Origin of the sequence: Bacillus cereus (genome assembly GCF_002577405.1) — a bacterium.
Lineage (GTDB): Bacteria > Bacillota > Bacilli > Bacillales > Bacillaceae_G > Bacillus_A > Bacillus_A cereus_AU.
In genome coordinates this window covers 20,746-44,135 of record NZ_NULR01000002.1, presented here as the reverse complement: position 1 = coordinate 44,135, position 23,390 = coordinate 20,746, and the positions used below count along the sequence as shown (strand labels likewise).

Sequence of the window (23,390 nt, the reverse complement as noted above, 5' to 3'; positions counted from 1 at the left end):
AATAAAAGAAAAGTTTGAAAATAGTATTGCAAAATATTATATATCAAACTATAATGAGTTCAAGAATAGTTGATATTCAAATTAAATATTCAGAAAATTCAATTAGTGAAAAATGGAAATGAGATAAGGAATTGTGAATGGAGGTTATATTATGACGAATAAAGTACCGTTTTCGTTTATAGTAGTTATTGGTTTAATGTTATTTGCACTATTTTTTGGAGCAGGAAATTTAATATTCCCAGCGATGCTTGGTCAATCGGCAGGAGAGAATGTATGGATTGCTAACGCTGGATTTTTAGTAACAGGAGTAGGTTTACCATTACTAGGCGTATTGGCATTTGGTTTTTCAGGTAAAGACGATTTACAGTCATTAGCAAGTCGTGCTCACCCAGTATTCGGGATTGTGTTTACAACAGTTTTATACTTAGCGATCGGTCCGTTATTTGCAATACCAAGAACGGGGAATGTTTCTTATGAAATTGGTCTTAAGCCGTTTATGCCAGAGGGATTAGGTTCTACACCGTTAATTCTTTTTACAATTATATTCTTTAGCATTACTTGTTTTTTTTCGCTAAATCCTGCGAAAATTGTCGATATTGTTGGGAAAATATTAACGCCAATTAAATTGACATTCATCGGTATTTTAGTAATCGTTGCTTTTATTCATCCGATTGGAGATATGCAAGCACCAGTTGAAGGGTATACATCACATGCATTCTTTAAAGGATTCCAAGAAGGATACTTAACAATGGACACGCTTGCATCATTCGTATTCGGAATCATCATCATTAATGCAATTAAGGAAAAAGGTGCAAAAACGAAAACACAAATTATGGCCGTTTGTGCAAAAGCGACAATCATTGCGGCTTCTATTTTAGCAATTATTTATACAGCTCTTTCTTATATGGGAGCTTCAAGTGTTGCAAAGCTTGGACATTTAGAGAACGGCGGAGAAGTATTAGCGAAAGTTTCTAACTACTATTTCGGATCATATGGCGGAATATTATTAGGGTTAATGATTACAGTTGCTTGTTTAACAACAAGTGTGGGACTTGTATCAGCATGTTCTTCATTCTTCCATAAGTTATTCCCAAATGTTCCTTACAAAGCAATCGCAATCACGCTATGTGTATTTAGTGCAATTGTTGCAAACGTAGGGTTAACACAATTAATCGCAGTTTCTGTTCCAGTATTAACAGCAATTTATCCACTAGCAATTGTATTGATTTTCTTAACATTCTTCCATTCACTATTTAAAGGAAGAGCTGAAGTTTATCAAGTGAGTTTAATCGTAACATTTATCATCAGCTTATTTGATGGATTAAGTGCAGCTGGAGTTAACATTGAAGTAGTAAGCAAAGTGTTCACTAAATTCCTTCCGATGCAGGAAGTAGGATTAGGCTGGATCTTCCCAGCAATTATCGGTGGATTTATTGGATATGGTATTAGTGTTTTAAAAGTGAAAAACCAAGTTCAACCAGCAACTAGAGCCGATAAGAAAATAGGTTAAATAAAAAAGTTATAGAACGCTTGTTTCTATAACTTTTTTTGTTACTATTGATAAGTATAGAAAAAATAAAATAGTAGGGGAAAAGTACATGAAAAAAACAATTGATCATATCGGAATCGCAGTTCGAGATATAGATAGTACGATACGTTTTTATGAAACGGTATTGTTAGGAACTTTAATAGATCGTTACGTAAGTGAGGCGCCTGGTGTGGAAAGCGAAGTAGCCATTCTTGAAGTTGATGGTGATAGAATCGAATTACTTGCGCCGACGAATAATACAACTTCTCCAATAGCAAGATTTATTAAACAAAAGGGTAAAGGTGTACATCACGTTGCCTATCGAGTAGAGGATTTAGATGTAGCTTTAGAGGAATTGAAAGCACAAGGAATTCGGACGTTAGAGCATACACTTAGAATTAATAAACATGGTAGAAGGTTAATTTACCTTAACCCAGCGGATACTGAGGGAACGATTATTGAGTATTGTGATTATCCAGAAGAGAAATAAAAGAAGGATATTTTTGTGAAAGGTGTTACGTACTAATGTAACACCTTTTTATTTATCACGATTGGTGTGGGCTAATAATCAGTGGGGGATGCCCCCACTGATTAAAGTTTCACTTTATGTATTTTTCGATGAAAGTATTTTGGAAAGTTGAATATATATTATGAGAAGCTATCCACTATCTATCGGAGTGGGCATAAGGAAAAGAGCAGTTTGTAACCAACTATTTATTTTTACGCATAATATAAACAGTTAATTTGATGTATTGGAGAGTGGCTATCTGTGGGGAGTTCATATGGTGCTGAAGATTTCAACGTATTATTTGTTACATCTAGTGTTCCTGTATATTTCCCGGTACTAGAGGAATCTATATATAATAGTTTGAAAAAGGCAGTTGGAACTGTAACGATGGTAACATACGAAAACTTGGTGAAAACAGCTTTAAAGATAAAACCATCTCTCATTATTGTCTTCCACGGTTTTGAAGAAGGGATAAGTAAAGGGATTCAAGAATTAAAACCATATCACTTTAAAACTGCACTTTGGCTTACAGATGACCCCTATTTTACAGATGTGACGAAAAACTTAGTACTTGATTATGATTATGTTTTTACGCAAGATACAGGATGTATTGATTTTTATAAAGGTTTAGGTTGTGATAATGTATATTATTTGCCTTTAGCAGCAGAACCACCTGTATATACGCCAATACTTAGGGAAGAGGAATACTTATTTGATATTAGTTTCATAGGGACAGCTTTTGATAATCGGCTCGCATTTATTGATTCAATTGCAGAGTACTTAGTGACTAAAAACACTCTAATTATAGGTTGTAATTGGGATAGACTAAAAAGTTATGAGTTATTGAAAGATAAAATTTTACTTTTACCATTTTTGGTTTACGAAAACAGTATAGGATATTACAAAAAAAGTAAAATAAACATGAATATACATCGTTCGATAGAGGATTTAAGATTTAATAGAAATAGAGTAAAAGTAAATGCCTGTTCAATTAATAATCGTACATTCGAAATAGCTAGTACAGGTTCTTTTCAAATGACGGATATTCGTTCAGATTTAGAAAAGTGTTATATTCCAGAGGTACAAATTGAGACATTTACCTCATCGGTTGATTTTATAGAGAAAGCTGAAAGATATTTAGCGAATCCGGCACAAAGAAAGAAAATTGCGATTGGAGGGCTTAAGAGAACGCTAATCGAACATACATATGATAAAAGGGTAAAACAGTTGTTAAAAATAATTGAAATGAACCCTAAAAAAGAAAATGAAATTTAAAAATAGGGAAAGGATAAGGTATTTGAATGTAAGAGCATATACTTCGAATGAATAAGCATGGTAGAAATCTTAACCTAGCAGATACAGAGGGCACGATCATTGAGCATTGTGATTATCCGGAAGAAAAGTAAAGGGATTTTATTATTGAGAAAGGGTGTTGTGTAATAACGCAATACCCTTTTTTATTTATGTATTTCACATTTTCTTCACAAATGATTCACGATAACTTTTCTTCTACGGGGACTTACATAAATATATTTTATGATATAATAACAATCTACTTTAAAAATATAAGTTATATATATGAAAGTAGTTACTATTATATTGGAAGTTTAGAGGTGAGGGGTAAGTTAAGAGTCATATTGTATAGAAATTTATACTTAATCAGGTTAATATTTTGCCGGGGAATCAAACTTAGTAAGTAAAAAGTAATGAAAGTATAGCGACGGAGAAGAAAGAAGTGAAATGAGTGTGAAAGTAATGAGAAGGTTAGGGACATGGTTGCTAATCGCGTGCGTGTTTATTATTTTGATACCAAAAAATGCATATGCTCATGCGTATGTAGTGAAATCAAACCCTGCTGAAAATGAAACGTTGAAGAAAGCACCATCTGTTGTGAAAATTGAATTTGATGAGGATATACAAGTTTCACATTTTAATACATTATTCGTAAGAGATTCCTCAGGTAAAAGAGTAGATTTGAAAGATGCTCATATTGATAAAGGCAATAAAAAATTATTAGAAGCTGGATTAAAAGAGAATCTCAAAAACGGTCTTTACTCTATTCAGTGGAAGGCTATTTCAGCTGATGGACATCCAATTCAAGGAGTTATTCTGTTTCGTGTTGGATTAGCGGAAGCGGGAGCAGACGATGTACAAGTAGAAGAGATGGGCTATGTCCCGCAAATCGATATGATTATGGAACGCAGCATTCTATATACAAGTTTCTCACTATTTTTAGGAGTTCTATTCTTTAATCTTATTCTGTATAAAGGGAATGCAACCCCAGTTCAATCAAGGAGTAAGAGAATAATATGGATAGCATTATTCGGGATATTCATTAGTTTATTATTCAATCTACCATTGCAAGCGAAAATAAATGCTGATGTTTCATGGTTAGAAGCGTTGGATCCTTTCTTATTAAAAGAAACATTACAGCTATCTGTTTTTGGTTATGTATGGATCACTCAAATGGCTCTTATAAGTATGCTTATGATTGTTACATATTTTGCGGTGAAGCGTGAGAAACTTTCTTCGTTTAAAGTATGGAGCATTCCAATTGTATTGTTTATTGGGTTACTTGTTATGAAAGCCTTCAATAGTCATGCGTATGGATTAAAGTTTAAAGAAATTGCTGTCATTATGGACTTTCTGCATTTATTCGCAGCTTCGTTATGGGTTGGGGGGCTATCATCGATTATTCTTCTTTTACGTAAAGAGGATGACAAGTGGACTATGTATTGGGATGCGATTAAGCGTTTTTCACCATGGGCAACAGGTGCTGTCATAGTGATTTTATTAACGGGTCTTTTTAACAGTACATTTTTTATTCCCACGATCCATTCCCTATTTGATACGAAGTATGGATTGGCCTTATTAGCAAAGATACTTTTATTCGTTTGTATGGGGATATTGGGAATTATTCATTATGTGAAAGGGAAAATGAGAGCTCAAAAAAGGTTAGGAGCTACGCTGAGAGTAGAGTTTATTGTTGGGGTTATCATTTTTCTAATCGTAGCTTTTATGACAAACATACAAACACCGCCGATGCCTCCTACTGGACCTTTTACAGAGAGTAAACAATTAGATAATGGATATGAACTTACTTTACATGTAAGTCCTAATAAGGTAGGACAAAATACATTTCATATTACTTTAAAGGATGAAAACGGACAGCCTGTTACTGATATGGAACAAATGATATTGACCACACAATCGTTAGATATGAATATGGGCAAAGGTTCATTTAAAGTTTCGGCAGTTTCACCAGGAGAATATGAAGCGGAAGGTATGTATATTAACATGACAGGAAACTGGAATATACATGTTCATGGATTAACAAAATCTCTTGATAGCTTTGATACAGATTATAAATTTATTGTAGGTGGCAGATAAAGAGCCGTTATAGATGAAAAGGAGTTAATAGAAAATGAAACGTATAAAAAAATTAGGAACAACAATGATCGCAACAATAATTGCAATGGGGATTTTCTCGTTACCTGTTAGCGCTCACGTAACTGTGCAACCAGCAACTTCAGACGTTAACTCTTGGGAGACTTACACAATAAAGGTGCCAGTTGAAAAAAATATGGCAACGACAAAAGTCACACTGAAAATACCAGCTGGCGTCGAGTTTCAACAGTATGAACCAGTGCCAGGATGGAAAGTAGAAGAACAGAAAGATGCAGCTGAAAAAGTTAAAACGGTAGTATGGGAAGCAACAGGAGAGGGTATTTTACCTGGGCAGTTTCAGCGATTTACTTTCGTTGCTAAAAATCCAGATAAAGAACAAAAAATAGCTTGGGATGCATATCAACAATATAAAGACGGAGAAATTGTTGAATGGACAGGTGATGAGAAAGCTGAGAAGCCACATTCGCTTACTACGATTGCAAAAGGTACAGCACTTACAGGAGAACATGGAGAAGAGTCTAGTGTGGAAAAGAATGAAGGTACAAGTAATATGCAAACAATAGCAATTGTCTTATCTGTTTTGGCGATTGTATCGTCGGTGGGTACGTGTGTGTTTGTCGTACGTCGTAAAAAGTAATATAAGAAAAAGTCTACAAACAGTAGACTTTTTCTTATATTTGTTTATTTCACTTCAATCTGCTGCCTTACAGCAAGTGTTTTTGGCTTTATATTTACAAAATAAATGCTCACGACAATCAATAATAATCCAATCAATAAGCTTATTGTAATTGCTTCATGTAAGAAAATTGAACTTGTAATAATAGCGATAAGAGGGATAAGAAACGTATAAGCCCCAACTTTACTTGCTTCACCAGCTCCGACGAGTGTGAAGTAGGCAAGCCACCCCATTGCGATAATAAAGAATGAAATGAAGAGTAGTACACTTACAAATGGTATGCTCCAAGCGATGTTAGACCAACTTTCAAATTCTGAACCGAATCCGATTAAGCAAAGTCCGCCAATAATAAGCTGAAGTGTTACCATCCAAATGGAATTAACGCGGTGTCCTGTTTTCTTAATAAATACTGTGCCAAGTGCCCAGCCAATAGCGCATCCTAATGCGAGAAGGATTCCAATGACAGAAATATGTCCGGTTAAACTACTAGAGCTAATAACTCCTACACCAATAAACCCGAGAACAAGCCCGAAGATTTTTAAACCGTGCATTGATTCTTCAAGCCATATCCATGAGAAAATACCAAGTAAAACAGGCTGTAGAAATACAATTGCGGAAAATAATCCAGCAGGCATATATTGAAGGCCGACAGTCTGTAGTCCGTAAAATATAATGATATTGAGCAAAGAAGAAATTAAGTATAAATGCCAAGTTTTTTTAAAATGTAACTCTTTGTATTTTGGTAAAGCGAAAAGTAGTAAAATAAATCCTCCAATTAAAGTTCTAACGCCTGCAAATAAAATAGGCGGTGTATAATGAAGGGCAAACTTAGATAAAGGCCAATTAATTCCCCACATAAGAACGAGAAAGGTAAGGATTATGGCTGTCTTAGTTCGAGAAAGCTGTGTCACTGTAAGACCTCCTTGTTGTATTTCATTTCACTATGATATGATATCGACTATGATAAATAAAATGAATCTTTTTTATAAGGGGTATAAGTGATTAGTTATGACCATTACACAACTTCAAGTATTAATAAAAACTGTTGAGTTAGGTAGTTTTACAAAGGCTGCAGGGGTGTTAAATATGACACAGCCAGCCGTTAGTCATGCGATTTCAAGTATTGAGTCAGAGTTAGGAGTTACGATTCTTATACGTGATAAACGAAAAGGGTTAATCGTTACGGATGTTGGAAACAGAATTCTTGTGCATATTAGAGAGATTTTGAACGGTGTTGAGAAGATTGAACAAGAAGTAGCGATGGAGAAAGGGCATGAAGTTGGGACGATTCGTATAGGGAGTTTTCCAAGTGCCTCAGCTTATTTCTTGCCGAAAATGATTAATATTTTCCGTGAAAAGTATCCAAAATTACAATTAGTTCTTTGTGAGGGGGCACTTAAAGAAGTTGAAGATTGGTTATTATCACGAGTTATCGATATTGGGATTGTTATTTTACCGAATAAAGATATGGAAATAGTCCCAGTAACGAAAGGGAAGATGGTTGTAGTTTTAAGGGAGGATCATCCCCTTTGTAAGAAACGTTCTATTACGATAAATGATTTAGAGAACGAACCGATTATATTATTTAAGGGTGGATATGAACCGCCGATTATTGATATGTTCAAACAAGCAAACGTGCCACTTCGAGTTGAATATGCGGTTTCGACTGTCACTACATCTTTGAATATGATTCAAGAAGGATTAGGTCTTGCAATTCTTGCGGAGTTATCTTTAGCGAATTTACCTTCGAACGTACAAACTAGAGAGTTAGAACCACAAGTGTGGCGAGAAATTGCTTTAGCTGTACCGTCATTAAAAGAAGTTTCTATAGCTGTTCAGTTGTTTATTGAAGAGTTTAAAGTGTTATTTAAGGATTAATATTTAGCATCTCATAAATAATGAGGTGCTTTTTTAATAAAAGGATTGACTTATTTTTTAGTTGTAACTATAATGATTACATCAAGGTGGTGATTACGATGAGAATTAGTAGCCGCTTTTCTATAGCTGTTCATATTTTATCTATTTTGAAAAATAATCCATCATCATTGTGCACTTCAGACTATATGGCTGAAAGTGTAAATACCAATCCGGTAGTCATTCGTAAAATCATGTCGTATTTGAAACAAGCTGGATTTGTTTATGTAAATCGCGGACCAGGTGGTGCGGGATTATTAAAGGATCTACATGAAATCACATTGTTAGATGTGTATCATGCGGTGAATGTAGTAGAAGAAGATAAACTATTTCATATTCACGAGCAACCAAATCCAGATTGTCCAATTGGTGCGAATATTCAAGCTGTATTAGAAGTTATTTTGGTTCAAGCACAATCTGCGATGGAAGAAGTTTTGAGAAGTATTACGATGGGGCAGTTATTTGAATCTTTGCAAGAGAAAATGAATGCTTAAAATATTATCTATATTTTTTTGTTATCGATGTAACTAATTTAATTACAACTATAAAGGTAAGGTGTAAAACTTATGACTGTAAAAATGAAAGTATACTCAGACTTTATATGTCCGTTTTGCTTTTTGGCAAAAGGTCCATTAGATGAAGTAGCGAAAGAGAAAGATGTAGAGATTGAATGGATGCCATTTGAATTGCGTCCAAGTCCATATTCTAAAATAGATCCTTGGAACGAACCAGATAAGTTAGGTTCATGGGATGCTTTCATTCGTCCTACTGCAAAAAAATTAGGAGTTGAAATGCGTCTGCCACGTGTTTCACCGCATCCATATACACATTTAGCTTTCGAAGGATGTCAATTTGCGAAAGAACGTGGACTAGGAAATGAGTATCATCACCGCGTATTCACAGCATTTTTCCAAGAAGAACAAAACATTGAGGATATTGATGTTTTAACAAGACTAGCGGTAGAAGTAGGACTTCCAGAAGATGAATTTAAAGATGCTTTAGTAACTCGAAAATATAAAGAAAAACATCAAGCAGCAATTCAGCATGCATATGATGAAGCGAATATTATGGCTGTTCCAACTGTCATGATTGGGGATGAAGTCATTCAAGGGCTTGCTAGTAAAGAAACGTTAGAAAGAGTAATTGATAAAGAAATGGAAAAGGATAAAACAAATTCATTTGAAGGAATGCAATGTAATACGGATAGATATTGCTAATTCGTTTTGCATGAAAGAATCGAATTGATTTGTTTAAATAAAAAACATACACTTGGAGGAATTAAAATGTCAGCAACTACAACAAGCTTAAAAGAAGCAATTGTGAACCGTCGTTCCATTCGTAAAGTAACAAAAAGCGATGCAATTACGAAAGAAAGAATTGAAGAAGTTTTAAAAACAGCGTTACATGCACCAACTTCTTTCAATATGCAAAGTGGTCGTATGGTCGTATTAATGGATGGAGAGCATGAAAAGTTTTGGGATATCGTAAAAGAAACACTAAGAGCTCGCGTGCCAGCAGAAAACTTTGAAGCAACTGTTGAAAGACTAAAAGGCTTCCATGCAGGTGTAGGGACAGTTTTATTCTTTGAAGATCAAGCAACAGTAGAAAAAATGCAAGAAAATGCACCATTATATAAAGATCAGTTCCCATTCTGGTCTCATCAAGGAAATGCAATGTTACAACATACTGTATGGATGCTATTATCGGCTGAAGGAATTGGAGCGTCATTACAACATTACAATCCAATCGTAGATGCTGAAATAAAAGAGACTTGGAACATTCCAGCAGAGTGGAGTTTAGTAGGACAAATGCCATTTGGTGAACCAAATGAACAACCGGGAGAAAGAACATTCTTACCTACTGAAGAGGTAGTGAAATTTTATTAAGAAACCCAATATGTAACAAGAAGAGATTTGTTACATACTTATCAAAAAGAAAGGACAGCCCCTATTAGTGGGCTGTCCTTTCTTATTTTATATTCAAGCTTGTTTGTGTAAATTCTTATTGAAGATAAGATTTCTTTTAGTTTAATAATGAAAAAGTTAGTACTGGAACAAATTCTTTAATAGGGATGACTTAAAATGAAAAATCTATTATGTTTATTTTTTTGAAATGACAGTAAACATCCCCGTCATGTTTGGTGAGTAATCTTTAAAATCATATTTTTCATAGAATGGTTCTTTACCTTGTGAGGCAAACAAACCGACAAACGCTTTATCTGGGGCATTCCGATGTAAGTATTCAACCAAAATGTGCATTATTTCTTTCCCAATACCATGTTTCTGATAATCTGGATGAACCACTATATCTTGAATATAGAAATAGATAGCTCCATCACCAACAATTCTCCCCATGCCCACAATTTGTTCATTATCCTTGACCGTGATGCAGTAAATGGAATTCTTCAGTGATGTTTCCACCACTTCAAAATTCATATAATTAGTCCACCCAACAGAATCACACAAATATTTGTACTCTTCCAATGTTGGAATGTTATTTTTAAACTCATATTTCTTCAAAGTATATCCCCCAAGTCCTCAATTTCAACAAGTATATAAATTCGACATTTTTTTATCTAGTCCTCTTACACAACCAAACTCCCTTTAGCTATTGATTATAATATCTTCTATTCAGTGTAGTCTACTTAATTAAGTATAGCTTCCTTATGTGTAGTAATTTATAAGAGTTTAGGGAAGAAATATAAGAAATAATCCAGTGAGAAGGGGAGTGGAAAAATGAGTGATGAGAAAAAATATACAGTGGTAGGTACGGATGTCGAGGAAGTAAAGCGTTTAAATAAAAATTCAGGGTTAACGTATAACCAAGTGAAGGAATTGTTAGCGAAGCAAATGCAAAAAAGAAATAATTAAGCTTTTCATTTAGCATTTTTCTAGAGAGAGTTAAGTAGTAGATAACTCTCTTTTTTCAATATAAAAAATCTACTGAGGAGCAATTTTTAGAGTGGAGGAAACCACCTGAAAAAATGGGTAAAGGTAACGTAGGATATGAGTATGAGCAACAGTCTAAAAATAGAAGTTCTCCTAAAATATAGAGTTTGAAAATAGTTTTTAGAAAAGTATTAGATGAAAAATCCGACATTAAAAAAGAAAAAAAGGATTCTTCCCAATTAGTAAGAAAGATTGTCTATAGAAGTTCATAAAATGTAATATAATCAATTTCCATCTATTGAAGGGGGAGGTTAATTCTTAATGAATGAAGTGAAAAATTTCTTTCGCAGTAGAGGGTTTCAACGGTTTCTCGTTTTAATAATATTAGCGCTTGTATTATATGGATTAAAAAGTATGATTAATTTAATATTAATTACGTTTATTCTTACATTTTTAATGGATCGATTTCAAAAGTTTATCTCAAAAAAATTGAAAGTAAATAGGAAAATTGTTATTGCTTGTTTATATATTGTATTAGTGTCGTTTATTATCACAACGTTATATAAATATTTGCCTGTACTAACGATACAAATTTCACAATTAATTTATCAATTTAAATTATTTTTTCAAAACCCACCTGATAACGAGATAATTAAATATGCACTCTCGACCATTAACGGAATGGAAGTATCAAAATATATTGAACAAGGTGTAGATGTTATATATCAATCGATAGCAAATATAGGAAAAGTCAGTTTGCAAATCCTACTTTCTCTTATTTTAAGCTTATTTTTCTTACTGGAAAAAGAACGCATAATATCATTTACTTCGAAATTTAAAGATAGTAGGCTGAAAATTTTTTATGAGGAGATTGCATATTTCGGTGAAAGATTTGCAAGGTCGTTTGGAAAAGTGATTGAAGCGCAGTTTTTAATTGCGGTTGTAAATTGTGTTCTTACTGTGATAGCGCTTGTCATTTTAGGATTTCCACAGTTACTTGTATTAGCAGTTATGATCTTTTTACTCGGCTTGATTCCTGTTGCGGGTGTTATCATTTCATTGTTTCCACTTTGTATCATTGCCTATAACGTCGGCGGGGTTATATATGTTGTTTACATACTAATATTCATTACAGGGATTCACGCTCTTGAAAGTTATTTTTTAAATCCGAAATTTATGTCGGCAAAAACGAATTTACCTGTTTTTTATACATTTATGATTCTTATCTTTTCAGAGCATTTCCTCGGAATATGGGGGCTTATTATTGGGATTCCAATCTTTATCTTTTTATTAGATGTACTTGATGTAAATAATGAAGAACCGATTAAAAATAATAAATGATAGAAAATAACCGATGTTTTTCCGAGTGAAAACATCGGTTATTTGTTATTGTTTCTTTGGAGGGGGGAGTTTAATGAATGTATTTGCAATTAAAGCTATAATAACAGCAGCAAAAATAAACAATGCGATTACGCCAACTCCTACACCTGCCCATCCTCCTATAAGGAAGATACTTATCGGTATTGCTAACAAGCTTAAAATAATTAGAATCAATCCGAGATTCTTATCATATTTTTTAGTTGGAAATAGCGTTCTGATGATTAAGAAGAGGAAGAGAATTAAGGCTGCTACAGCTAGTAAGAGGATGACAATCGTCCAAGAATCATTCATGAAATCACTCCTTTTTATTATAGATAATATTACGGTTTAGATTGAGGGTGAACAATAAAAATATAAAAAAGCAATCCAAAATAAGTTGGATTGCTTTTTGAATATACCATTAAAGAACTGGAGCCATTGTTTCTTTCAATACTTGAACAGAGTGATCGAATTTTAATTCTTCTTCTTCACTTAGTTCAACTTCTAAAATTTCACGAACGCCTCCGCGGTTTAAGACAGCAGGTACGCCAATATAAACGTCTTGTTGGCCGTATTGACCTTCAAGATAAGCTGATACAGTTAATACGCTGTTTTCATTGTTTAAGATTGCTTTCGTTACACGAAGCAGTGACATACCAATGCCATAGTATGTAGCACCTTTTCGTTCAATAATGTGGTAAGCTGCATCACGAACGTTTATGAAAATCTCATCTAAATCTTTTTGGTTGAATGTGTTGTCTTTTTCAAGAAGTGTTTCTAGCTTTTGAATACCAATTGATACGTGACTCCAAACAGGAAGTTCTGTATCACCGTGCTCTCCGATAATATAAGCGTGAATGTTATGAGGTCCAATATCGAAGTATTCACCTAACATATAACGGAAACGAGCAGAATCAAGTGTTGTACCAGAACCGATTACGCGTTCTTTCGGTAGACCAGATTCTTTCCAAGTTACGTAAGTTAAAATATCTACAGGGTTAGTTGCGATTAAGAAGATGCCATCAAATCCGCTGTCCATAATGCTACGAACAATTTGCTTGAAAATTTTAGCGTTTTTCTCAACTAAATCTAAGCGTGTTTCACCTGGCTTTTGTGGCAATCCAGCCGTAATGACTACAAGATCTGCGTCTTTACAATCTTCATAGCTACCTTTCCAAACTTTTGTTGGAGCTGGTGCGAAAGGCACGGCATGGCTTAAGTCCATTGCTTCTCCTTCAGCTTTTGCCTCATTTACATCGACTAAAACAAACTCTTCAGCTACAGCTTGGTTAATCATACAATAAGCATAACTACATCCAACTGCTCCAGTTCCTACTAATACAACACGGTTAATACCATTTTTCATTTCAAAATTCCTCGCAATTTCATTATTTTATTATGTAAGATAATACGTCTTACCTCTATAGTTTCATATCTATTTTATTACATTTTATAAAAGATATTCAAGTATTTGAAAATGTATCCGGCAATTCCTTGTACAAAACATAGGAATCAAGTTAACTGAATATAATTCAGTAAAATCCTTTATAAAAGGGGAAAAGGACATGCTGAAGCCGTTAACGATGGAAAACATGCTTCATATTATTAATGTGGGGCTCTTAAAAACGAATAAGCCAAAACAAATCATTATTGCTGGTGCAGGGATTTCTGGTTTAGTCGCAGCATCTTTACTAAAAGAAGCGGGTCATAAAATAACGATTATAGAAGCAAATAACAGAATAGGTGGCAGGGTGTATACGATTCGTGAACCATTTAGCGCAGGATTATATTTTAACGCAGGTCCTATGCGTATTCCGGATACTCATCATTTAACTTTAGCCTACATTCGTAAATTTAAACTACCGTTAAACCTTTTTATTAATAAAACTGCTTCAGATATAATTTATACGAATAATAAAATAACGAGATTGGATGTGTTTGAAAAGGATCCAAGTGTACTTGGATATCCAGTTTTAGATAAAGAAAGAGGGAAAACGGCAGAAGAATTAATGTTAGAGGTATTAGAACCGATACTTAATTATATTAAGAAAGATCCTAATAAAAACTGGATTATTGTTGAAAAAAAGTATAAAACATATTCGCTCGGTTCATTTTTAACCGAGTATTATTCAGATGGAGCAATAGATATGATTGGAGTACTTCTTGATATGGAAGCATACATGGGAATGTCTTTAATTGAAGTATTACGAGAAATGATCTTTTTCACTTCCACGACGAAATATTATGAGATAACTGGCGGGATGGACGCATTACCAAATTCATTTTTACCGCAGCTAAAGGATAATATTTTCATGTCATATAAAGTAGAGAAAATAATTCAAGAAGATAACCAGGTAATGATGCAAGTGAATCATGAGAAAACGTTAGAGCAATCTATAGTAACGGGTGATATTGCTATTATCACAATTCCATTTTCAGCTTTGCGATTTGTAGAAGTCCAGCCGTATCATTTATTCTCTTATTATAAAAGACGGGCAATTCGTGAATTAAATTATATTGCAGCAACTAAAATTGCGATAGAGTTCAAAAGTAGATTTTGGGAAAGAGCGAGGCAGTGTGGTGGGAAATCTATTACGGATTTACCGATACGTTTTACATATTATCCGAGCTATGGCATTCAGTCACCAGGGGCATCTATCGTTATAGCAAGTTATACGTGGGCAGATGAAGCGTTAACATGGGATAGTCTCTCGCATAGAGAGCGTATTCGTTACGCATTGAAAAATTTAGCACAAATATATGGGAATGTGGTCTATAGCGAGTTTGTTACAGGGGCATCTTTTAGCTGGAGTAAGAATCCGTATTCTTGCGGAGCATTTACAGCTTTTGAGCCAGGCCAAGAGCTAGAGATATTTCCTTATATTACGCCGCCAACTGGAAAAGTGCATTTTGCAGGTGAGCATACGACATTGACACATGGATGGATGCAAGGTGCGATTGAGTCTGGAGTTAGAGTTGCTCATGAAGTTAATGAACAATGAAGATATATTTACAAATCACTATTCTTTTAATAAAATGATAGATATAAATCGTAATTATTACGCTTTGAAGAAATTTGAAGTAGAGAAATGGATGGTCGGTCAAATGAATAAAGTAGAAATTCACATATTAGGTGGCTTTTTAGGTAGCGGAAAATCAACATTACTGCAAAATTTATTATTAGCAGAAAAGCAGAAGAATCGAAAAGTTGCAGTATTAATGAATGAGATTGGTGAATACTCAGTCGATACAGATATTATTGGTAAAGAAAACGTGTTAAGAGAACTTTTAAAAGGATGTATTTGTTGTACGTTAAAAGAGGAACTTGAAATTCAATTACATTCTTTATATCAACAAGAAAAACCAGATGTAATTTACATAGAAACAACAGGTGTCGCACATCCGATTGAAGTGTTAGATGCATGCGTATCACCTATATTAGCACCTTTCCTTGAAGTGAAATCTATTGTAGTCGTTTTAGATGCAGTAAGGTGGTTAAATCGAAGTGTATTAAGCGCAAACGTTCAGCAATTGTTGCATGAACAAATGAAGTTTGGTAGCCACATTTTAATTAATAAATCAGATTTACTAACAGAAGAAGATAAAAACAAAGTACTTGAAGATGTGAAAGCAATAAATAATCATGCAAAGTTGTTTGAAACAAAGTATTGTAATATATCTTTAAATGATATTGAAGAAGCTAAATTTGTGAGTGATGGAGAACACAAGACACTACATGCCAAACAGCATTTACATATACAAACAATGACGTATCAATTTACAAAATCGATTGATCAAGAGAAATTATATGAATGGCTTTCGAATTTACCAGATAGTATTTATCGTGTGAAAGGTTTCGTGAAATTCCATGGAGATAAATACCCTCATTTATTTCAATATTCGTTTGGGGTACCAACTTTATTGGAACAAGATTTCGGTTTCCCGACAAACTTGGTAGTAATAGGGGAAGGGTTAGATAAGAAACTATTGGTTGAAGGGTTAGAGAAAGTAGAAAATAATTAAGTACTTTTTAGGTAGGCTGCAAATAATTAACTTAAGTTAATTATTTGCAGCTTTTTTCGTGATGATTCCTGTAATGAAACAGTAATTTCATGTGAACAACGGAATATATATGGATTGTATGTCCGTTTCCATTTAATAGGAAGGTGATTATAGATTTGTGCCGAATGTAGAGATTACTACAAGAGTTTTCCATTACCAATTGTAAAGTTTAAAAGTCATGATTACGGACAGGGGAATTTGGCGTGTTTGATTCTATCAGAAAGTAAAGTATGGGGAGGATCACAATGTCGATAAAAAAACGTAAATGGCTAAAAACGGTGGTTACTGGTTGTGTTTTAGGGTCGCTATTGGTAACAGCAGCTTGTTCAGGTAAGAAGACAAGTACTGAGGATGAAAAAACGATTAAGGTAGGGGTTCTTGCTTCATTAACAGGTCCACTAGAATCGTATGGAAAACAAACAGTGAACGGGTTTGAATTAGGATTAGATTATGCAACTGGTGGGACGGGAAAAGTGGAAGGGAAGAAGATTAAGTTTGTTGTAGAAGATACGGAAACGAAAGCCGATGTAGCAGTTAAAAAAGCTACGAAGTTATTAGAAGAAGAGAAGGTCGATTTTTTAGTCGGCTCGTCTAGTTCAAGTGATACATTGGCAGTATTACCATTAGCTGAAGAATATGAAAAAATTATGGTTGTTGAACCGGCAGTTGCTGATAGTATCACTGGAAAGAACTGGAATAAATATATTTTTAGAACAGGAAGAAGCTCTTCACAAGATGCGATTGCTGGTGCTGCCTCAATTGCTAAAAAAGATGTAAAGATTGCGACGTTTGCCCCGGATAATGCTTTCGGTCGTGAAGGAATTGCAGCATTTAAAGCGGGAGCGAAGAAATTAGGTGCGAATATTGTAAATGAGCAATACGCAGATACGAATTCAACTGATTTCACAGCGAATATTCAAAATATCATTAGCTCAAAACCAGATTATTTATTTGTCGTTTGGGCAGGTGCCAATTCACCATGGAAACAGTTGAAAGATATGAATGTGGAAGCGCAAGGTATTAAAATTTCTACTGGTGCGCCAGATATACCAGCATTAAAAACGATGGATGCATTAGTCGGAATGCAAGGTTTTTCTGTATATTATCACAAACTTCCTAAAAATAAGGTGAACGATTGGCTAGTTGAAGAACATAAAAAACGTTTTAATGGCGCAGTGCCGGATTTATTTACAGCAGGAGGAATGTCAGCGGCAATTTCTATTGTGGAAGCTTTAAAGAAAACAAAAGGTGATACAGATGTAGATACGCTTATTAAGAAAATGGAAGGAATGGAATTTGATACACCGAAAGGAAAGATGAAATTTAGAGAGAAGGACCACCAAGCGATGCAGACACTTTATTCTATCACATTGAAAAAGCAAGATGGTGTGGATTATCCAGTGCCTGTTTTAGAGAGAGAATTAACAATGAAAGAGACAGAACCACCAGTTCAAAATAAATAGACTGAATTTTCAGTTGTTTTTTGTATAAAGAGGGGATACCCTCTTTATACGTATTTCTTTCATATTCAAAGCTTTAAAGGGAGGGATTTCGTGACGCATTTGCTAGAAACGAAAAATCTTAGCGTATCTTTCGGTGAACATCATGTTATTAAAGACGTAAATTTAAAAGTACAAAAAGGAAAGCTCATTTCAATTATTGGGCCGAATGGTGCAGGGAAGACAACATTATTTAATTTACTAAGTGGCCAGATTTCTCCATCAAAAGGTGCAGTGTATTTTAAAGGTCAAGATATTACAAACCTATCGATTTCAGATCGAACACGCTTAGGAATTGGTCGTTCTTTCCAGCTTACAAATATATTCCCAGAGTTAACGGTGCTTGAAAATGTTCGTTTAAGTGTTCAATCATTTGTTCAAGATTACTATAGTTTCTTTCCAAGTTCAGCAAAACGTAAGCAACAAGTTGGAGAGGCAAGGCGTTTCTTAAAAACAGTATTACTTCACGAAAAAGAGAATGTATTAGCGAAGGATTTAGCGCATGGTGAAAAAAGAAAACTAGAGCTTGCGATGTTATTGGCCTTGAAAACGGATGTGTTATTACTCGACGAGCCGACGGCAGGTATATCAGTTGAGGAGGTACCTGCTATTTTACAAGTGATTGAAAATATTAAGAAACATCCAGAGAGCACAATTGTACTTATTGAACACAAAATGGATATGGTAATCGATTTGTCAGATCATCTTATCGTTTTATTTCATGGAGAATTATTGGCTGAAGGATTGCCGGAAGAAATTATGAAAGATGAGCGTGTACAAAGTGCTTATTTAGGGGGATTATATAGTGGCACTATTACAAGTAAATAAAATAGAGACGTATTTAGATCAGTTTCATATTTTACAAGGGGTATCTCTTACTGTTGAGAAAGGGACAATTACTGTATTGTTTGGAAGAAATGGGGCTGGGAAGACTACGACATTGCGATCGGTTATGGGGTTTCACCGGATTGCAGATGGTGAAATTTACTATGATAGTACACAAGTAAATGGATTATCTACACATTTGATTTCTAGGAAAGGGATAGGTTACGTACCAGAAAATCAAGGGATTTTTCATGATTTGACCGTAGAAGAAACATTCGCTCTTGCTAGGGGAAAGGGAGAAGAAGCGGAAGAGAAAATAGAGTGGATGCTCGAACTATTCCCAGATTTAAAGGAGTTTTGGAATAAAAAAAGTGGTCTTTTGAGCGGAGGCCAAAAGCAAATGTTGGCTATTTCAAGAGCGTTTATTAATAGTGATGGGTTATTACTAATTGATGAGCCGAGTAAAGGACTGGCTCCAATTATGGTAGAGAAACTAATGGTAGCTATTTTGAAGATGAAAGAGAAAACAACAGTTTTACTTGTCGAACAAAACTTTATGATGGCCAGTCAAATTGGGGATTATTTTTACATTATGGATAATGGGAGAATTGTGCATAACGGTTTTATGAATGAATTACGCGAGGATAAGGAAACATGTCAAAAATATTTAGGTATTTCTTAACATTGATACGGGGGGATAGAACGTGGATGTGTTAATTAACTTATTTGTGAATGGTGTTTCAACAGGGATGCTTATATTTTTATTAGCATCTGGTCTGTCACTTATTTTCGGATTAATGAGTGTATTGAACTTTGCACATGGCGGTTTATTTGCATGGGGAGCTTTTACAGGTGTTTGGTTATTTAATATGACGGGTAGTTATTTCTTAGCGTTAGTTGGAGCAGTAGCTATGGGAATGTTGCTTGGTTTTATTTTAGAAAGATTTCTTATCAGACCTGTGTATGGAAATCATGTTCGGCAACTACTCGTTACGCTCGGAGGAATGCTCGTTCTAAGTGAATGTATCAAAATATTTTGGGGACCCAATCCAATTAGCGCAAAATTACCTTTATGGCTACAAGGAAGCTTTACATTCGGAGGCGTTATATTAATTAAATATCGTCTGTTCGTTATTGTAATCGGGATAATCATTTACATTGCATTACTATTATTACTCAAAAAAACAAAGATAGGTCTTATGATCCGCGCTGGTGTAATGGATAAAGAGATGGTTCAAGCGCTCGGTATTAATGTAAAAGCGATATTTTCTTTCGTTTTTTTATTAGGAGCAGGAATGGCGGCGTTAGGGGGATTCCTACTTGCCCCATATTCAGGCGTTATTTTCGCGGAAATGGGTATGCAATATGCAATTTTAGCTTTTATTGTAGTAATAATTGGCGGATTAGGAAGCGTACAAGGTTCAGCTATCGCTTCTTTAATTGTTGGATTAGCCGGTGCGTTTACAGCTTATTTTATGCCAGATTTATCACTCGCAATTAATATGTTAATGTTACTATTTTTCTTAATAGTGAAGCCAACTGGACTTGTTGGTGAAAAGGGGTGAAATGGTGAACGGCACATCGAACCGAATTAAAGTATACTTCGGAGTAATTATGCTCATTTGTTTAAGTGTATTTCCATTCGTAAATGATTCACGGAGCCTGTTAATTTTATTCACTCAAATCTTCATCTTTGCTATTTTTGCAATGAGTTTTGATGTATTGCTTGGGTATACAGGAATTGTATCGTTCGGTCACTGTATGTTCTTTGGGATAGGAGCATATGGGGTAGCGCTTTTATTTGATCGGCAAGGAGTATCAATAACGAACTTTTTAATAGGAATTGTAGCTGCAATTATCGTTTCGGCAATTGTTAGTTATATAATCGGTTTGCTTTCTTTACGGTTGAAAAGTCACTTTTATGCAATGTTAACACTTGCTATTTCACAGTTATTTTTCGTACTTGCTGAAAAATGGCGTGGGCTTACCCACGGGGGAGATGGTTTTACATTTGGTGTGCCAGATGTATTCCGTGATCGTTTTACATTTTATTATGTAACGTTCATATGTCTAATTATCATTTTCATTGTGTTACGTCTTTTCACAAAATCATCTATTGGAAAAGTATTGAAAGCAATCTCACAAAATGAACAACGTGTTGAAGCGCTTGGATACAAAGTTCTTCATTATAAAATAATCGCGAGTGTAGTGGCGGGAGTAGTAGCTGCAATTAGCGGTGGGTTATTTGTTATCACATTGCGCTTTGTAAATACGACAGTATTTTCAATTGAAATGACATTAAATGCATTGTTGATGACAATGATTGGAGGAGTTGGAACATTAATAGGAGCCATTGTTGGAGCTGGCATAATTGAATCACTGAAATATTATTTATCAGAACTAGCGACAGAGTATCCGATTTTTGAAAGATGGACGATTATGCTAGGTTTATTGTATATTATCGTGTTACTAGTTTTTCCGAAAGGATTAGTTGGAACGGTTAAGAAGTTGAAGAATTTTAAAAGAAGTAAGAAGGAAAAAAGTACTGGAGTGGAGCAGAACGTGTGAAAAATATATTGCAAATAATATGAAAATCCCTCTTTTTGATTCGTTAAGGAGGGATTTTTATTTGAAAAAGACATCAGGCGTATGTAAGTTGAGTTGTATAAAAAAAATGTAATTATCACTTGCATTACTATCACTTGCGTAGTAAAGTGATAGTAAGATAAACGCTAGGAAGTGATGAATCATGCGTGATAATACGATAGGATCGTTAATATGGTTACGTTTAATACGATTTACGAACCAAAGTAATCAAATGTCAAATGAGTTTTTAAAACGTTTTGATTTAACGACAGCACAATTTGATGTACTTTTACAAATACGGACTTATCAGCCGTTAACGCAAATGGAGTTAGCTGAGAAGGTTACTGTTACACAAGGTGGTATTTCTCGAATGTTAACTCGCCTTGAAAAAGAAGGTTATATTATACGAAAACAAGATTGGAAGACGAAAACCATTAGTCTTACAGAGCAAGGGGAAGGGGCTTTAGAAAGAGCATTGCCAGAACAACTTGCATTTCAATCATCATTTTTTGATGATGTATTAAATGAAGAAGAGCAGAAAATACTTTATGAGTTGATGACGAAAGTTCATAAGCATAGTGAAAAAAAAGAATTACCGAGTGAGTAATTTTTTTTACAGAATCAATTGACTAATCAAGTGATTAGAGGAAAGTTAATACCGATTAATAAAGGAGAGCGCAATTATGGAAAAATACCGTATGGATACAAGTAAAGGAATTGAGTTTGGATTATATTCAATTGGGGATCATATTTTAAATCCGCATAATGGAAAAAAATTAAGTGCAGGGGAGCGAATCCGTGAGCTTATTGAAACTGCTAAGTTAGCGGATGAGGCTGGACTTGATGTATTTGCAGTTGGTGAAAGTCATCAAACGCATTTTACAACGCAAGCTCACACAGTTATTTTAGGGGCTGTTGCACAAGCAACGAAAAATATTAAAATAGCGAGTTCTGCAACAATATTAAGTACATCAGATCCAGTCCGAGTATATGAAGATTTTGCAACAATTGATTTAATTTCTAATGGACGTGCTGAAATCGTAGCTGGTCGTGGCTCTCGTATTGGAGGATATAGTTTGCTTGGTTACGATGTAAATGATTATGAAGAGTTATTTGAAGAAAAGATGGATCTTTTATTAAAAATTAATAAAGAAGAGAGCGTGACATGGAATGGGCAGTTTAGAGCACCACTTGAACACGCTTCGATTATTCCAAGAGCTAAAAATAATAACTTACCAATTTGGCGTGCGGTTGGTGGTCCACCAGCTAGTGCAATAAAAGCGGGGCGCGCAGGTGTTCCGATGATGATAACAACACTTGGCGGACCAGCTATTAATTTTAAAGTATCAGTAGATGCTTATCGTGAGGCAGCTGCGCAAAGTGGGTTTGATCCAGCAAGTTTACCGATTGCTACAACGAGTTTATTTTATACAGCAGAAAATTCACAGGATGCGTTAAGTGAATATTATCCTCATATTAATGCTGGAATGATTGCGTTACGTGGAGGCGGATATCCGAAGCAACAATTTACAAATGCGCTAGATTACCGTGATGCGTTAATGATTGGTAGCCCGCAGCAAATTATTGAAAAAATGCTTTATCAATATGAATTATTTGGACAACAACGTTTTATGGCACAAATTGATTTCGGCGGTGTGCCAATTGATAAAATTGAAAAAAATATCGAATTAATTGCTACTGAAATTTTACCAGCTGTTAGAAAACATACAGCGAAATAATTTGAAAACACCGAAAATCGAATGGATTCTCGGTGTTTTTTTGTGTATTTATTTAGTTTGAAAAAGTGACAAAAAAATGAATTTTTAGTTTAGGAATAAGGGAGTTAGTTTCTATTTTTGAATAATAAAATGATAGAATTGAATGTTGAAAATAATTTTTTTCTTGACAAAAATACAGTGTTTTTTCTGGTGGGTTTCAAGGGCATTTTTTCGGAGGAAAGTCAAGCGTATAAAGAGAAAAACGATAATTTTATTGATATAAAAGTAAGTCTCACATTCGAAAAATACATTTTAATAATGTGAAAAAAATAATTCGAAAAAATACCAAAAGACATATTTCAGACAAAATGATGTCAATAATACGTCAAAAATCATCTGAATTTATTATGTAAGTATAT

Annotated in this window: 24 protein-coding genes and 1 pseudogene; 21 read left to right on the top strand and 4 right to left on the bottom strand. The window is 34.5% G+C overall.

Features of this window, described 5'->3' with window-relative positions; genetic code table 11:
* The first annotated feature begins 151 nt into the window (after nt 1–151).
* The 6 genes and pseudogenes from brnQ (at nt 152) to COC96_RS03335 (ending at nt 6,081) form a co-directional block, all read left to right on the top strand.
* On the top strand, nt 152–1,510 hold the full coding sequence (brnQ, locus tag COC96_RS03365) for a branched-chain amino acid transport system II carrier protein (RefSeq protein WP_097902096.1): 1,359 nt from the start codon (nt 152–154) through the stop codon (nt 1,508–1,510).
* 88 nt (nt 1,511–1,598) lie between these two features.
* On the top strand, nt 1,599–2,018 hold the full coding sequence (locus COC96_RS03360; RefSeq protein ID WP_098267751.1) for a VOC family protein: 420 nt from the start codon (nt 1,599–1,601) through the stop codon (nt 2,016–2,018).
* Nucleotides 2,019–2,297: 279 nt separating this feature from the next.
* Nucleotides 2,298–3,311, top strand: a complete 1,014-nt coding sequence (locus COC96_RS03355; RefSeq protein ID WP_098768299.1) for a CgeB family protein — start codon at nt 2,298–2,300, stop codon at nt 3,309–3,311.
* 32 nt (nt 3,312–3,343) lie between these two features.
* Nucleotides 3,344–3,442, top strand: a pseudogene (locus COC96_RS03350) (glyoxalase); the annotation flags it as partial.
* Nucleotides 3,443–3,776: 334 nt separating this feature from the next.
* Nucleotides 3,777–5,426: a copper resistance CopC/CopD family protein gene (locus COC96_RS03340; RefSeq protein WP_098768297.1), complete on the top strand. Its 1,650-nt coding sequence runs from the start codon at nt 3,777–3,779 to the stop codon at nt 5,424–5,426.
* A gap of 34 nt (nt 5,427–5,460) precedes the next feature.
* On the top strand, nt 5,461–6,081 hold the full coding sequence (locus tag COC96_RS03335) for a YcnI family copper-binding membrane protein (protein ID WP_098267747.1): 621 nt from the start codon (nt 5,461–5,463) through the stop codon (nt 6,079–6,081).
* Between the two features lie 44 nt (nt 6,082–6,125).
* Here COC96_RS03335 and COC96_RS03330 read toward each other — a convergent pair whose 3' ends face one another.
* On the bottom strand, nt 6,126–7,031 hold the full coding sequence (locus COC96_RS03330; RefSeq protein ID WP_098267746.1) for a DMT family transporter: 906 nt from the start codon (nt 7,029–7,031) through the stop codon (nt 6,126–6,128).
* 97 nt (nt 7,032–7,128) lie between these two features.
* Here COC96_RS03330 and COC96_RS03325 point away from each other — a divergent pair, with 97 nt between their 5' ends.
* From COC96_RS03325 to COC96_RS03310, 4 genes are all read left to right on the top strand, one after another.
* Entirely contained in the window at nt 7,129–7,998 is an 870-nt protein-coding gene (locus COC96_RS03325; RefSeq protein ID WP_098768296.1) for a LysR family transcriptional regulator, read from the top strand.
* 98 nt (nt 7,999–8,096) lie between these two features.
* A complete protein-coding gene (locus COC96_RS03320; protein WP_098267744.1) occupies nt 8,097–8,528 on the top strand; it encodes an Rrf2 family transcriptional regulator in 432 nt (143 codons plus the stop codon).
* Between the two features lie 72 nt (nt 8,529–8,600).
* Nucleotides 8,601–9,251, top strand: coding sequence for a DsbA family oxidoreductase (locus COC96_RS03315; protein WP_098267743.1), 651 nt, complete (start codon nt 8,601–8,603; stop codon nt 9,249–9,251).
* Between the two features lie 66 nt (nt 9,252–9,317).
* Entirely contained in the window at nt 9,318–9,920 is a 603-nt protein-coding gene (locus COC96_RS03310; protein ID WP_098267742.1) for a nitroreductase family protein, read from the top strand.
* A 213-nt stretch (nt 9,921–10,133) separates the two neighbouring features.
* Here COC96_RS03310 and COC96_RS03305 read toward each other — a convergent pair whose 3' ends face one another.
* A complete protein-coding gene (locus COC96_RS03305; protein WP_098267741.1) occupies nt 10,134–10,553 on the bottom strand; it encodes a GNAT family N-acetyltransferase in 420 nt (139 codons plus the stop codon).
* A 216-nt stretch (nt 10,554–10,769) separates the two neighbouring features.
* Between COC96_RS03305 and COC96_RS27865 the strand changes: the two genes are divergently transcribed.
* Together COC96_RS27865 and COC96_RS03295 are read left to right on the top strand one after the other, a co-directional pair.
* Nucleotides 10,770–10,904 carry a hypothetical protein gene (locus COC96_RS27865; RefSeq protein WP_002086208.1) on the top strand — a complete coding sequence of 45 codons (135 nt, stop codon included), beginning with the start codon at nt 10,770–10,772 and terminating at the stop codon, nt 10,902–10,904.
* Nucleotides 10,905–11,243: 339 nt separating this feature from the next.
* Entirely contained in the window at nt 11,244–12,263 is a 1,020-nt protein-coding gene (locus COC96_RS03295) for an AI-2E family transporter (protein ID WP_098267740.1), read from the top strand.
* 45 nt (nt 12,264–12,308) lie between these two features.
* Here the strand turns inward: COC96_RS03295 and COC96_RS03290 are convergent, their stop codons facing one another.
* A complete protein-coding gene (locus COC96_RS03290; protein ID WP_098267739.1) occupies nt 12,309–12,593 on the bottom strand; it encodes a YesK family protein in 285 nt (94 codons plus the stop codon).
* Between the two features lie 109 nt (nt 12,594–12,702).
* Entirely contained in the window at nt 12,703–13,647 is a 945-nt protein-coding gene (locus COC96_RS03285; protein ID WP_098267738.1) for an L-lactate dehydrogenase, read from the bottom strand.
* 199 nt (nt 13,648–13,846) lie between these two features.
* Here COC96_RS03285 and COC96_RS03280 point away from each other — a divergent pair, with 199 nt between their 5' ends.
* The 9 genes from COC96_RS03280 to COC96_RS03240 all read left to right on the top strand — a co-directional run bounded on the left by COC96_RS03280 (nt 13,847) and on the right by COC96_RS03240 (nt 22,992).
* Nucleotides 13,847–15,283 (top strand): flavin monoamine oxidase family protein, encoded by a 1,437-nt coding sequence (locus COC96_RS03280; RefSeq protein ID WP_098267737.1) that lies wholly within the window; start codon nt 13,847–13,849, stop codon nt 15,281–15,283.
* Between the two features lie 103 nt (nt 15,284–15,386).
* A complete protein-coding gene (locus COC96_RS03275) occupies nt 15,387–16,304 on the top strand; it encodes a CobW family GTP-binding protein (protein WP_180234949.1) in 918 nt (305 codons plus the stop codon).
* 284 nt (nt 16,305–16,588) lie between these two features.
* Nucleotides 16,589–17,806, top strand: coding sequence for a substrate-binding domain-containing protein (locus tag COC96_RS03270; RefSeq protein WP_098252243.1), 1,218 nt, complete (start codon nt 16,589–16,591; stop codon nt 17,804–17,806).
* A 90-nt stretch (nt 17,807–17,896) separates the two neighbouring features.
* Complete coding sequence (locus tag COC96_RS03265; protein ID WP_088230594.1) at nt 17,897–18,670, top strand: ABC transporter ATP-binding protein; 774 nt, start codon at nt 17,897–17,899, stop codon at nt 18,668–18,670.
* A complete protein-coding gene (locus COC96_RS03260; RefSeq protein ID WP_098267735.1) occupies nt 18,648–19,349 on the top strand; it encodes an ABC transporter ATP-binding protein in 702 nt (233 codons plus the stop codon). The genes COC96_RS03265 and COC96_RS03260 overlap by 23 nt, the downstream gene beginning before the upstream one ends.
* Nucleotides 19,350–19,371: 22 nt before the next feature.
* Complete coding sequence (locus COC96_RS03255; protein WP_098768295.1) at nt 19,372–20,232, top strand: branched-chain amino acid ABC transporter permease; 861 nt, start codon at nt 19,372–19,374, stop codon at nt 20,230–20,232.
* Between the two features lie 49 nt (nt 20,233–20,281).
* On the top strand, nt 20,282–21,235 hold the full coding sequence (locus COC96_RS03250; RefSeq protein ID WP_142339952.1) for a branched-chain amino acid ABC transporter permease: 954 nt from the start codon (nt 20,282–20,284) through the stop codon (nt 21,233–21,235).
* 181 nt (nt 21,236–21,416) lie between these two features.
* Nucleotides 21,417–21,860: a MarR family winged helix-turn-helix transcriptional regulator gene (locus COC96_RS03245; protein ID WP_088230586.1), complete on the top strand. Its 444-nt coding sequence runs from the start codon at nt 21,417–21,419 to the stop codon at nt 21,858–21,860.
* A 76-nt stretch (nt 21,861–21,936) separates the two neighbouring features.
* Complete coding sequence (locus COC96_RS03240; protein WP_098267729.1) at nt 21,937–22,992, top strand: LLM class flavin-dependent oxidoreductase; 1,056 nt, start codon at nt 21,937–21,939, stop codon at nt 22,990–22,992.
* The last annotated feature ends 398 nt before the right edge of the window (nt 22,993–23,390 follow it).